This window comes from Streptomyces sp. CNZ287, from assembly GCF_007827615.1.
In genome coordinates, this window is record NZ_VISV01000015.1 from 83,967 (window position 1) to 96,002 (window position 12,036).

Consider the following 12,036-nt stretch of genomic DNA (forward strand, 5'->3'; position numbering starts at 1 on the left):
CTCGTCCGACCGGCCCGACCCGGGAGCCAGCATGACCATACGCGTCCTCAGCGTGCGCGGCATCCTGCCCGAGCACCGCTACCGGCAGGAGGAGATCACCGAGTCATTCGCCACCACGCTCGTCGAGGGCACGCTCGATCGCCGCGTCGTCGAGCGGCTACACCGCAACGCGTGCGTCGATTACCGGCACACCGTGCTCCCCCTGGAGGAGTACGCCCGGCTCGGGGACTTCGGCCGGTCGAACGATGTCTTCATCCGGGCCGGCGTCGAACTCGGCAGTCGCGCAGTGGTCGAAGCGCTCAAGGACGTCGGCCTCACGTCGGCCGACGTCGACTACATCGTGTCGTGCACGGTGACCGGCCTGGCCGTCCCCTCGCTCGAAGCCCGCGTCGCGGCCGAGATCGGGCTGCGCCCCGACGTGGTGCGCCTGCCCCTCGTCGGCCTCGGCTGCGTCGCCGGCGCGGCCGGCATCGCCCGCCTGCGCGACCTGCTGCGCGGCAACCCGGATGGGGTCGCGGTGCTGATGTCGGTCGAACTGTGTTCGCTCACCCTTCAGCGTGACGACACCTCGTTCGCCAACCTCGTGGCGAGCGGTCTCTTCGGGGACGGTGCCGCGGCGGTGGTCGCAGTCGGCCCCGAACACCCGCTGGCGCAGTCCGACGACCCCGCCCGCCCCGAGGTGCTCGCCTCGCGCAGCCGTCTCTACCCCGAATCGGAGCGCGCGATGGGCTGGGACATCGGTGCCGGCGGCTTCCGGATCGTGCTCGACTCCTCGGTCCCCGACCTGGTGCGCCGGTACGTCGGCGAAGACTTCCGCGGCTTCCTCGCCGAGCACGGACTGACCAGCGACGACCTCGGCTGGTACGTCTCGCACCCCGGCGGCCCCAAGGTCCTGGAGGCCCTGCAGGAAGCCCTCGGCGTCGAGCGGGACGCCCTGAGGGTGACCTGGGACTCACTGCGCCGGATCGGCAACCTGTCTTCCGCCTCGGTGCTGCACGTCCTGGCGGACACGCTCGCCCACCGCCCGCCCCCGCCCGGATCCCACGGGCTCATGCTTGCCATGGGCCCCGGATTCTGCTCTGAACTCATCCTCCTGCGCGCCCCCGGGGGTGAGGTGTGAGCGGCGAGATCCTGTTCACCGCCCTGGTCCTGGCCGTCGGCCTGGAGCGGGTCGCCGAACTGGTCGTCTCCCAGCGCAACGCCGCCTGGAGCATCGCGCGGGGCGGCCTGGAGTCCGGGCGAGGCCACTACCCGTTCATGGTGGTGCTGCACACGGGCCTGCTTGCCGGCGCGCTCGTGGAGGTGTGGGTGCGGCGGCCGGACACCGCACCGGTCCTCGCCTGGGCCATGCTCCTGCTCGTCGCGGCCTCACAGGCGCTGCGCTGGTGGTGCATCGCCACCCTGGGCCGGCAGTGGAACACCCGGGTGATCGTTGTGCCCGGCAGTCCGCGCGTGACCGGCGGCCCCTACCGCTGGTTCTCGCACCCGAACTACGTCGCCGTCGTCGTCGAGGGCCTCGCGCTGCCGCTGGTGCACTCGGCCTGGATCACGGCAGTCGTCTTCACCATGCTGAACGGATTCCTGCTCACCACCCGCATGCGGGTCGAGGACGCCGCCCTAGCGCGGCTGTCCTGAGGAGGCGCGCGTGGACCTGCTCATCGCCGGCGCCGGACCCGCCGGTCTCGCCACGGCCCTGCACGCGGCCCGGGCGGGGCTCGACGTCGCCGTCTGGGAGCAGCGCGCCGGCACCGTCGACAAGGCGTGCGGCGAAGGGCTGATGCCGAGTGCCGTCGCCGCCCTGACAGCGCTCGGCGTGCACCCGCCGGGGCACGACCTCCGGGGCATCCGCTACGTCGCCGGACCCCACCGGGTCCACGCCGACTTCCGGGCGGGCCCGGGCCGCGGGGTGCGTCGCACCGCGCTGCACACGGCGCTGCACGAGGCGGCACTTGCCGCGGGCGTGCGGGTCGAGCAGCGCGCTGTCCGCCGTATCGAGCAGGACGACGACGGTGTCGTGGTCGACGGCACCCGCACCGGCCACCTCGCCGCTGCCGACGGCCTGCACTCCCCGATCCGCCGAGCCCTGGGCCTGTACCGGCCGCATCGGGCCCACCGGAGGCACGGGCTGCGGCGTCACTACAGGCTCGCCCCCTGGAGCGATTACGTCGAGGTGCACTGGGCCCGTGACGCGGAGATCTATGTGACGCCGGTGGCCGACGACCTCGTAAGCGTCGCGGTGCTCACCACCGCCCGCAGACCGTACGACGACCACCTTGCCGCCTTCCCCGCATTGCAGGAGCGGCTGGCCGGAGTCGGCACCGCAGGGCCGGTGCGCGGGGCGGGCCCGCTCCGCCAGGCTGCGAGCGCGCGCACGGCCGGCCGGGTGCTGCTCGTCGGCGATGCCGCCGGCTACGTGGACGCGCTGACCGGCGAGGGCATCGCCCTGGCGCTCGCCCAGGCGTCGGCGGCGGTGCGAGCAGTCGCCGGCGGCGACCTGATGGCCTACGAACGGGAATGGCGGCGAATCACCCGGCGCTATCGCTGGCTCACCCGGGCACTGCTCGGCGCGACGAGGATGCCCCCGGTCCGGGCAGCACTGGTGCCCGCGGCGCAGCGGCTCCCGTGGTTGTTCGCCGCGGCCGTCGACGCGCTCGCGCATCCGGCACGGACGTGACTACGGGCATCTTCGCCGGCCTGATCTCCGCCACACCGGCCTCACGTGGATGGCCGACGCCGGGGTCCCCCTGCACGTGCTGCCGATCATCGCCTGACGCAGCGTCAGACTGACAACGCGTCAGCGAATCGCAAAAGGCCCTCTGATCTGGGATTTCTCCCACTCAAAGGGCCTCTTCACCACCGTCGGGACGGCGGGATTTGAACCCACGACCCCTTGACCCCCAGTCAAGTGCGCTACCAAACTGCGCCACGTCCCGGTGCCCGGACGACCTGGGGTTTCGCCCCGGCCGATCGCGCACGAGAACCATACCGCATCCACCCCCGGTTCCCGCAAAGCCGATTGTCCCGGCGGCTTCCGGGGGTCAGAAGAGCCAGAGGGCCGTGATCGCGGTGTTGTGGACGGTGTGGGCGACGATGCAGGGGACCAGCGAGCGGCGCCACAGGAGCAGGGCCGTGGTGACCGCCGCCAGGAAGGCGGCGAAGATCAGGTTGACCGGGCCGCCCAGTTCGTGGCCCGCGGTGAAGACGAGGGCGGAGAGGGCCGCGGCGGCGGTGAAGGTGGTGCGGCGCAGGCGGGGGGTCGGGATCGTCTCGCGGGCTCCCGGGGTGGCGAGGAAGGTGAGGAGGAGCAGGAGGGGAGCGCGGAAGAGGAGTTCTTCGTGGACGGGGGCCGAGAGGGCGCCGTCGAGCAGGTGGACGGTGGTGGAGGTGCCGGCCACGGCGGCGTTGCGGGGGTCCTCCGACGCGGGGGTGGCGGACAGGGCCGGGATACGGACGAGGAGTTCGGCTGCCGCCAGGCACAGGGCGCCCGCCCCGAGGCCGGCGGCCAGGCTGACCGTCGCCGTGCGGCGGGTGCCGGGGCGCAGGCCCAGGGCCGTGACGAAGCGGGCGGCGGCTGCTTTCAGGGACGTACGGGAGCCGGCGAGGAGCGCCGCGGCGAGGGTGAAGCCCGCGGCGAGGCCGATCGCCGGGGCGATGTCGCGGGTGGTGAACTTCCACGCCTCGTAGCCAGGCAGCAGCGTGAGGCTGATCGGGATCAGCAGTGCGGTGCACGTCAGCGCCACCCACAGGAACGTCACCGACAGCAGCCGCAGCACCCCTGGGTCGAGGTCGAGGCGGCGCATCAGCGCTGCTGTGCGGGTGGTCACGCGGGCGGGCTCCAGCGGGTCTGCACCGTGCGGGGGACGGCTCAACCGTAGGGACCGGGCCCGCGCGACGACCACGGCCTTAGGTCCCGAAGTGCCCCGCCGCTACTCCAGGCGCGCCACCCTGCCCTGCTCCCCCGCCGCCCAGCAGCCCAGGTCCGCGGAGCAGTCCACGGTGTCGTACGAACCGGAGTCGAAGCCGTGCCACGTGCGCCCGGCGTCGAAGGTGACGTCCGAGCCCGTCGGGCCCACGGCCAGGGCGGCGCCGCGGCTGTGCGGCAGCCAGGCCACGCCCGAGCGGTATTCCGGCGGCGGCTTGCGGGCGTCCGTCCAGCTCGCGCCGCCGTCGCCGGTACGGGCCGCCGCGTCGGGCGACGGGTTGCCGGGCTGGAAGTCGCCGCCGACCGCGAGGCCGTGGCGGGCGTCGCGGAAGGCGAGGGCGAAGACGCCGCGCGCCGGGTCGCCGGCCGGGATGCCGGACTCGGCCTCCGTCCACGTACGGCCGCGGTCGGCGGAGTGGAGGACGCGCGCGGTCGCGCCGCCGCCGGTGGCGAACCAGGCGTCCGAGCGGCCCGCGCTCACCAGGCACTGCCCGCTGGCCGCGAACGCCGCGTCGCCCGGCTGCGCGGGCGGCATGCCGTCGTCGGGGAGCACCTTCCACGACCTGCCGCCGTCGGACGTCGACAGGATGCGGAACCGGCCGTCCACCGGGTCGCTGAGCGCGAGCCCTTCGCGGCCGCCGGCGAAGAACGTGACGCAGTCGTAGAAGGCGCCGGGGTGGTCGTTGCGGAACGTCTCGGTCCAGGTCGCGCCGGCATCGTCGGTGCGGTAGATGCGGGAGTCCTCGCCGGGCCCGATGGACAGGGCGACCGCGCTGCGCCGTCCCAGCGCCTCGATGTCGCGGAACTCCAGCGCCTCGGTGCCCGGCGGCGACACGTCCCGCCAGCTCCGCCCGCCGTCCGTGGTGCGCAGCACCGTGCCGCCCGAGCCGGACACCCACGCGGTGTCGCGGCTGACCGCCGACAGCCCGCGCAGCCGCGCCTTGCTGCCGGTCTCCTTCAGCTCCCAGCCGGGCAGGTGCCGGGCGACCGGTTCGCGGTCGGTACCGGTGTCCGCGCCGGCGGCGGTATCGGTGGCGTCGACCGGTCCGGCGGCGAGCACGCACACGCCCAGGCAGGTGGCGGCCCTGTGCCTCAGAGTTCCCCGCAGCGTCATGGCGGAGGAACGTACCAGCCGCCGCACCGCTTGACGAGGGTGCCGCAGCGGGCGCGGGACGCGGCGGCCGGGCGCTCGCCGATCCCGTACGGCGCCCGTGCGGAGTCCGTACGGGCCCGGCTCACGCCTGCTCCGGCCACGCCTCCGGTGACGGGGACTGGCACGGGGCGGCGTCGAGGAGCCGGGCGACCGCGTCCGTCAGCGCGGCGCGCTCGCCCGCGGCCAGCCCCGCGGCCATGGCCGCGATCCGGGCCGTCACCCCGGCGTGCGCGCGGCCCGCCAGTTCCTCCCCCGCCGCGGTCAGCGCGATCCGGCACGCCCGGCCGTCGTCGGCGTCCGGGATACGGGCCACCAGGCCCCGCCGCTCGACGCGGTCCACCAGGCCGGTCAGCCCCGACTTGCCCAGGCGCAGCCAACGGCTCAGCTCGCTCATCCCCACCGGGCCGCTGCTGAGCGCGCACAGCAACTGGACCTGCTGCGGCGTGAGGCCGTGGTCGCGCCCGGCCTCCGCGAGAACGTGCTGCAGCGTGTGCGTCAGCCGTACCAGCGCGCTCGCCAGCGCGGCCGGGCCGGCGTCGACGGACGTCGCCGCCGCCGGCGCCGTCCGTCCCGTCCGTTCGCTCGTCATGGCACCTCCCGGGGACACGCCCCAGTTTGACACTAGTTCGCGGTGCGAAATAATCTGGTTCGCAGCACGAACCAAATTCCCTCCGCTGAGGAAGCGCCATGCCCGACTACGGCCACGATCTCCGCTTCGGCATCAACCTCATCCCCTCCAGCCAGGCCCCGGAGGCGACCGTCGCGCTCGCGCAGCTCTCCGAGCGCGCGGGGGCCGACCTGATCACCTTCCAGGACCACCCGTACCAGCCCGCGTTCCTCGACACCTGGACGCTGCTCTCGTACGTCGCCGCCCGTACGGACTCGGTCACCCTGTCCGGCAACGTGCATCCGCTCCCCCTGCGCCCGCCGGCCCTGCTGGCGCGCAGCGCGGCGAGCCTGGACCTGCTCAGCGGCGGCCGGTTCGAGCTGGCGCTGGGCGCCGGCGGGTTCTGGGACGCCATCGCGGCGCTCGGCGGGCCGCGGCGCTCGCCGGGCGAGGCCGTCGAGGCGCTGGACGAGGGGATCCGGATCATCCGCGACACCTGGGACACCGAGACCCGCGGCGGGATCCGCTTCGACGGGCGGCACTACCAGGTGCGGGGCGCCAAGCGCGGGCCGCGGCCGGCGCACGACATGCAGATCTGGCTCGGCGCGTACAAGGCACGGATGCTGCGCCTCGTGGGCCGCGCGGCGGACGGGTGGTTGCCCTCACTGCCGTACCTCGACTCGCCCGCCGTGCTCGCCGACGGCAACGCCGTGATCGACGAGGCGGCGGTGGCGGCGGGGCGGGCGCCGGGGGACGTGCGGCGGCTGCTCAACCTCGGGGAGGAGCACCCGGCCGACCAGCTCGCGGAGTTCGCGCTGACGTACGGCACGGGCACGTTCCTGATCATGACCAGTGAGCCGCGGGAGATCGAACGCTTTCTCGGCGAGGTCGCCCCGGCGGTACGCGAACTGGTGGCCGAGTCGCGTGGCAGCGGGGCCTGAGCCCGTGTCCGACGAGCGGGCGACGGCCCGGGTGCCGGCACCGCGGGATGGCGGCGGCCCGTACCGTACGGAGGAACGAGAGCACCGGTCCACTTCGAGAGCGGTGCTCTGGAACGAGAGCACCCGTCCCACCGTGCCCGAGGCGCGCGCACCCCGCCCCGGCGAGGACGTCTCCGCGGGACACCACCTCGTCGAGGTCCACGACCACCTGCGCGAGGAGCTGGTGCGGCTGCGCGAGCTGGTCGTCCAGGTGGCCGACGGCGCCCTCACCGCCTCCGCCGCCCGCTCGCACATCGCGACGATGACCCTGCGCCGGAACAACTGGTCCCTCGGCGCCCACTGCGCCGCGTACTGCCGGTTCGTCACCCTCCACCACACCACCGAGGACCGGCAGTTGTTCCCGGAGCTGCGCCGGTTCGACCCGCGGCTCGCGCCCGTGCTCGACCGGCTGTCGGAGGAGCACCTCGTCATCCACGACGTCCTGGAGCGCGTCGACCGCGCGCTCGTCGCCTTCGTCGCGGGCCCGGAGGGGACGGCGGAGCTGCGCGGCGCGGTCGGCCTGCTCGCGGAGGCGCTGCTGTCGCACCTGTCGTACGAGGAGGACGAGCTGGTGGCGCCGCTGGGCCGGTTCATGGCCGGCGGCTGACCCGGGCCCGGCTCCCCCCACCGGCTCACGGCCCGCACCGCTGTCCGCCCCTCCGGCGTCCGTCGCGGGGCGGATGTCAGCGGGGTGGGTGACGATGGGGACATGCTCTTCGCCGACCTCGCCCGTACCTCGCGGGAGATCGCCGCCACCCGGGCCCGCTCGGAGAAGACCGCGCTGCTCGCCGCGCTGTTCCGCGAGGCCGACCCCGCCGACGCGCCCCTCGTGGTCACGTACCTGGCGGGCCGGCTGCCGCAGCGCAGGACCGGCGTGGGCTGGAGCGCGCTGAAGGACGCGCCCGCCGCCGCCCGGCAGCCGCGGCTGACCGTGCGCGAGGTGCACGACGCGTTCGACGCCATCGCCGCCGTCTCCGGCAAGGGCGCCCAGGCCGAGCGGCGCCGGCTGGTGCACGAGCTGCTGGGTGCCGCCACGACGGAGGAGCAGCGCTTCCTCGCCGGGCTGATCGGCGGCGAGCTGCGGCAGGGCGCGCTGGACGCGCTCGCGGTCGAGGGCCTGGCGGCCGCGGTGGACGCCGACCCGGCGCGGGTGCGGCGCGCGGTGATGCTCGCCGGTTCCGTGGGCGCCGTCGCCGAGGCGCTGCTCGCCCGCGGGCCGGAGGCGCTGGCGGACTTCAAGCTGTCGGTCGGCAGTCCCGTGCAGCCGATGCTCGCGCAGTCCGCGAAGGACGTGGACGAGGCGATCGGCCGGCTCGGGCCGTGCGCCGTGGAGGAGAAGCTCGACGGCATCCGGGTGCAGGTGCACCGGGACGGCGACGACGTACGGATCTACACCCGCACGCTCGACGAGATCACCGCCCGGCTCCCCGAGGTCGTCGCCGCCGCCCGCGAGCTGACCGCGGCGGACGCCGTGCTCGACGGCGAGGTGATCGCCCTCGGGGACGGCGGGGACCCGCGGCCGTTCCAGGAGGTCGCCGGCCGGGTCGGCTCCCGGGTGGACGTGGCCGGGGCACAGCAGACGCTGCCGGTGTACCCGGTCTTCTTCGACCTCCTCGCCGTCGACGGCCGCGACCTGCTGACCGCGCCGATGCGCGAGCGCCAGGCCGAGCTGGCCCGGATCACGCCGGAGCCGCGCCGGGTGCGCCGGGTCGAGGTGGCCGACCCCGAGGACGCGGCGCAGCGGGCGGCGGCGCGGGAGTTCGCCGCGGTGACGCTGGCGCGGGGCCACGAGGGCGTCGTCGTCAAGGCGCTGGACTCGGAGTACAGCGCGGGCCGCCGCGGCGCGGCCTGGCTGAAGGTGAAGCCGGTGCACACGCTGGACCTCGTGGTGCTGGGGGCGGAGTGGGGCCACGGGCGGCGTACGGGCACGCTGTCGAACCTGCACCTCGGCGCGCGCCGCGAGGACGGCTCGTTCGCGATGCTCGGCAAGACGTTCAAGGGGATGACGGACGCGCTGCTGGCGTGGCAGACGGAGCGGCTCCAGGAGCTGGCGGTGGCGCAGAAGGACTGGGGGGTGGTGGTGCTGCCCGAGCTGGTGGTGGAGGTCGCGTTCGACGGGGTGCAGCGCTCGCCGCGCTATCCGGAGGGGGTGACGCTGCGGTTCGCGCGGGTGGTGCGGTACCGGGACGACAAGACGGCGGCGGAGGCGGACACGGTCGCCTCGGTCCTGGCGATGCTGCGCTGAGAACGGCGCCCGCCCCGCCGGGCCCGGGCGGTGGCGCGGGGTGGGTCGTTGCGGATCCGGCCGCCCGGCGGGACCAGGGGCGGCGGTCCGCGCGACCGCCGACCCCGGCCCCGTACCGGACCCGGGAGATCCCAACTCCGGCGAGCCCCGGCCACACGCGCCGGCCCGCAGCAGCGCCGGCGCGCGTCCCGCCCGCCCCACGCGACGTAAGCTGCCACTTCCTGGACACGCGATACGGGGCAGAACATGCAACTGGGGGACAACGGGGCGGAAGGGCCTGGGCGGATACTCGCCGGGCGCTACCGGGTGGTGACGCAGCTCGGACGCGGGGGCATGGGCACCGTGTGGCGGGCCGTCGACGAGCGGCTGGGGCGCGAGGTCGCGGTGAAGGAGCTGCGCGCGTTCAGCGATTCGGACGCGCGCGACCTCGCCGAGATGAGGCTGCGTACGGAGCGGGAGGCGCGCGCCGCCGCACGGGTGCGGCATCCGGGCGTCGTCGCCGTGCACGACGTGACGGAGCACGACGGCCGGCCGGTCATCGTGATGGAGCTGGTCGACGGCCCGTCGCTGGATGACGTGCTGCGCGAGCGCGGCGGCGTCACGCCGGCCGAGGCGGCGCAGATCGGGCTGAAGGTGGTCGATGCGCTCGGCGCCGCGCACCGTGCGGGGGTGCTGCACCGGGACGTGAAGCCGGGCAACATCCTGCTGGAGCGCGGCGGCCGGGTCGTGCTCAGCGACTTCGGCATCGCCGCCATGGAGGAGCCGGCCGACGGCAACAGCACGCATCTGACGCGCAGCGGCGAGCTCGTCGGCTCGCTCGACTACCTGGCGCCGGAGCGGGCCCGCGGCGAGCAGCCGGGGCCGCCCTCCGACCTCTGGTCGCTGGGCGCCACGCTGTACGCAGCGGTGGAGGGCATCTCGCCGTTCCGCCGTACGTCGACGTGGTCGACGATCACCGCGATCATCGTGGACCCGCTGCCGGAGCCGCGCCGGGCGGGGCCGCTCGCGCCCGTGCTGCAGGCGCTGATGGCCAAGGATCCGGGCGAGCGCGCCGACGTCGACCGGGCACGCGCCCTGCTGGAGCCGATCGCCGGGACGGCGGGGCCGCCGGCGGCGCAGGGGCCGGACACGGTGCGGCTGGGCCGGGTCCCGGCAGCGCCGCCGTCCGGCGCGTACGGGCCGCCGGCCGGGCTCGCGGCTCCCGGAGCCGCGGCCCCGCAGGGGCAGTTCGGCCCGCCGCAGCTCGGGCCGCCCGGGACGGAGTCACGTACCGCCGAGCAGACCGCGCCGCAGCGGCGCCGCGGCGGACGCCGGTGGGTGCCGGTCGCCGCGGCCGCGGCGGCTGTCCTGCTCGCGGGCGGGGGCGTGACGTACGCGCTCGCCGGGGGCGACGACGGCGAGCCGGCCGCGCGCGAGGAGACGGAGGAGCCGGCCGCCGAGGTCGTCTCGCCGTCGCCCGGGACGGGCGACGAGGGTAAGGAGCAGGACGGCAAGGGCGAGAAGGAAGGGAAGGAAGGGAAGGAAGGGAAGGACGGCAAGGACGACAAGGGCGGGGAGGAGAACGGGCCGGCCGCCGACGGCGACGGCTCCCCCGAGGAGGAGGGGGCCGCGGGCGGCGGCACCGGCGGTACGGACGGCGGTGGCGACAGCGGCGCGGACGACGGCTCCGGCGGCTCCGGCTCGGACGGCGGCAGCACCGGAGACGGCAGCGGCAGCGGTGGCGGCGACGCCGGCGGCGGGAGTACGTCGGGCGGCGGCACCGGCGACGGCTCGGCCCCCGACCCGTCGTGCACGCCCATCGGCGGCGGGAAGTACAACTGCGAGGTGTGGCGGACCGCCTCGTCGTACGACGCGGCGCACAACCCGGTGGGCACGCTCTACGCCGGCACCAACTACTTCTTCTGCCAGGAGAAGAAGTCCTACCGCGAGACGTCCGGCGAGTGGACCAACGTGTGGTGGGGCAAGACGGATGACGACTCGGGCAACGCGGGGGTCTGGGTCAGCGTCGTCTACATCAGGGGCGGTGCCAACGACGCCCCCGTCCCGGGGCTGCCGGTGTGCTGAGATGATCCCGGCGTGACCGACCTGAACGCCGCCGCCGTACGGGACCAGCTCGGCCTCGACGGCACGTACACGCCGTGGACCGACGCCCTGGCCTCCGCCCACCCCGCGCCACCGCCCGCCGATGTGCCGCGGGGCGCGGAGCTGACCGCGCTGCTGCGCGCCGTCGGCGTCCCCGAACGCGAGGACGCCGAGCTGACCGCCACGCTGGCGGAGGTGACCGCCGCGGGGTCGCCGTACGCGTGGCTGCTGGACCGCGCCGTCGCCGCGATGGCCGCCGCGATGGGGTCGGTCGGCGACGACCGGGGCGGTCCCGGCAGCGGTCCCGCGCTGCCCGCGGCGCTGGGCGCGGCGGGGCGCTGGTCCCACCGCGGTCTTCCTCGCCGCCGTGCCGGAGGTGCGGGCGTACCATGCGCGCCGCGACGTGCCGGACGACGTGTCCCGGGCGACGCTCGCCGACCTGGGCAACAAGGTGGGCGTCCACCGCCGGCTGCACGGCGAGGGCGGCATGGGCAACCAGCGGTGGATGACGCTCCCGTACGGCGGCATCCTCTACCGGCTCGGCCGGCTGCAGTTCAACCTCGACCGCGATCCGGACGCCGGCCACGGGCTCGAGGTGCACGTCCCCGAGGGCGGCCCGCTGGACCCGCGGGCGTGCGAGGAATCGTACGCGCGGGCCGCGGAGTTCTTCCCGCCCCGCTTCGGCACGTTCCTGAAGAGCGCGCCGGGCGGTGAGCTGCGGCTGAACTGCGCGTCGTGGCTGCTGGATCCGCAGCTCGGGGACTATCTGCCGGCCGACAGCAACATCATGCGCTTCCAGCGCAGGTTCACCCTCGATCCGCGGGAGCCGGCGCGCGTGCCCGAGCCGGACGAGCACGGGCTGGCGGTGCCCGACCGCGGGATCGTCGAGTTCGTGTTCCGGCGGGTGGTGCGTACGCCCGCGGACGTCGCGGCGCTCCCGGCGCGTACGACGCTGGAGCGCGCCGTGGTGGCGCACATCGCGGACGGGGGCCACTGGGGCGCGCCGCGCGGATCGTTCATGCTCCCGGTCCCCGGCTGAGAGACGCC

Annotated in this window: 11 protein-coding genes, 1 tRNA gene and 1 pseudogene; 9 read left to right on the forward strand and 4 right to left on the reverse strand. The window is 75.2% G+C overall.

The features are described 5' to 3' along the window. Positions 1–31: 31 nt before the first annotated feature. From FB457_RS24740 to FB457_RS36400, 4 genes and pseudogenes are all read left to right on the forward strand, one after another. Positions 32–1,120, forward strand: a complete 1,089-nt coding sequence (locus tag FB457_RS24740; RefSeq protein ID WP_047019380.1) for a type III polyketide synthase — start codon at positions 32–34, stop codon at positions 1,118–1,120. After that, entirely contained in the window at positions 1,117–1,635 is a 519-nt protein-coding gene (locus FB457_RS24745) for an isoprenylcysteine carboxyl methyltransferase family protein (protein WP_047019379.1), read from the forward strand. Before FB457_RS24740 ends, FB457_RS24745 begins: the two co-directional genes overlap by 4 nt. Positions 1,636–1,645: 10 nt before the next feature. Further along, entirely contained in the window at positions 1,646–2,674 is a 1,029-nt protein-coding gene (locus FB457_RS24750) for an NAD(P)/FAD-dependent oxidoreductase (protein ID WP_047019378.1), read from the forward strand. Position 2,675: 1 nt separating this feature from the next. Next, positions 2,676–2,768: pseudogene (locus FB457_RS36400) on the forward strand (tyrosine-type recombinase/integrase); the annotation flags it as partial. A gap of 91 nt (positions 2,769–2,859) precedes the next feature. Here the strand turns inward: FB457_RS36400 and FB457_RS24760 are convergent. From FB457_RS24760 to FB457_RS24775, 4 genes are all read right to left on the reverse strand, one after another. Then, a tRNA-Pro gene (locus tag FB457_RS24760) sits at positions 2,860–2,933 on the reverse strand. A 105-nt stretch (positions 2,934–3,038) separates the two neighbouring features. Beyond that, positions 3,039–3,824 carry a CPBP family glutamic-type intramembrane protease gene (locus FB457_RS24765; protein ID WP_145783337.1) on the reverse strand — a complete coding sequence of 262 codons (786 nt, stop codon included), beginning with the start codon at positions 3,822–3,824 and terminating at the stop codon, positions 3,039–3,041. Positions 3,825–3,926: 102 nt separating this feature from the next. Beyond that, positions 3,927–5,036 carry an oxidoreductase gene (locus FB457_RS24770; protein ID WP_145783339.1) on the reverse strand — a complete coding sequence of 370 codons (1,110 nt, stop codon included), beginning with the start codon at positions 5,034–5,036 and terminating at the stop codon, positions 3,927–3,929. A 121-nt stretch (positions 5,037–5,157) separates the two neighbouring features. Then, the gene (locus FB457_RS24775) at positions 5,158–5,664 is read right to left on the reverse strand and encodes a MarR family winged helix-turn-helix transcriptional regulator (RefSeq protein ID WP_047019375.1); all 507 of its coding nucleotides are present in this window, start codon (positions 5,662–5,664) and stop codon (positions 5,158–5,160) included. A 98-nt stretch (positions 5,665–5,762) separates the two neighbouring features. On the opposite strand from FB457_RS24775, the gene FB457_RS35395 reads away from it, so the two are divergent. The 5 genes from FB457_RS35395 to FB457_RS36405 all read left to right on the forward strand — a co-directional run bounded on the left by FB457_RS35395 (position 5,763) and on the right by FB457_RS36405 (position 12,028). Then, positions 5,763–6,623 carry an LLM class flavin-dependent oxidoreductase gene (locus FB457_RS35395; RefSeq protein WP_047019374.1) on the forward strand — a complete coding sequence of 287 codons (861 nt, stop codon included), beginning with the start codon at positions 5,763–5,765 and terminating at the stop codon, positions 6,621–6,623. Positions 6,624–6,726: 103 nt separating this feature from the next. Continuing rightward, on the forward strand, positions 6,727–7,269 hold the full coding sequence (locus FB457_RS35400; protein ID WP_186462043.1) for a hemerythrin domain-containing protein: 543 nt from the start codon (positions 6,727–6,729) through the stop codon (positions 7,267–7,269). Positions 7,270–7,371: 102 nt separating this feature from the next. Then, entirely contained in the window at positions 7,372–8,907 is a 1,536-nt protein-coding gene (locus tag FB457_RS24785; RefSeq protein ID WP_047019372.1) for an ATP-dependent DNA ligase, read from the forward strand. A gap of 246 nt (positions 8,908–9,153) precedes the next feature. Further along, positions 9,154–10,971: a serine/threonine-protein kinase gene (locus FB457_RS24790; protein WP_145783342.1), complete on the forward strand. Its 1,818-nt coding sequence runs from the start codon at positions 9,154–9,156 to the stop codon at positions 10,969–10,971. A 421-nt stretch (positions 10,972–11,392) separates the two neighbouring features. Next, positions 11,393–12,028, forward strand: a complete 636-nt coding sequence (locus tag FB457_RS36405) for an acyltransferase domain-containing protein (protein WP_486589125.1) — start codon at positions 11,393–11,395, stop codon at positions 12,026–12,028. Positions 12,029–12,036 lie beyond the last annotated feature (8 nt).

Bases quoted from the DNA above. Each gene is read 5' to 3' on its own strand.
- FB457_RS24740 (WP_047019380.1), top strand. From the start codon at position 32: ATGACCATACGCGTCCTCAGCGTGCGCGGCATCCTGCCCGAGCACCGC.
- FB457_RS24770 (WP_145783339.1), bottom strand. From the start codon at position 5,036: ATGACGCTGCGGGGAACTCTGAGGCACAGGGCCGCCACCTGCCTGGGC.
- FB457_RS24785 (WP_047019372.1), top strand. From the start codon at position 7,372: ATGCTCTTCGCCGACCTCGCCCGTACCTCGCGGGAGATCGCCGCCACC.
- FB457_RS24790 (WP_145783342.1), top strand. From the start codon at position 9,154: ATGCAACTGGGGGACAACGGGGCGGAAGGGCCTGGGCGGATACTCGCC.
- FB457_RS35395 (WP_047019374.1), top strand. From the start codon at position 5,763: ATGCCCGACTACGGCCACGATCTCCGCTTCGGCATCAACCTCATCCCC.
- FB457_RS24775 (WP_047019375.1), bottom strand. From the start codon at position 5,664: ATGACGAGCGAACGGACGGGACGGACGGCGCCGGCGGCGGCGACGTCC.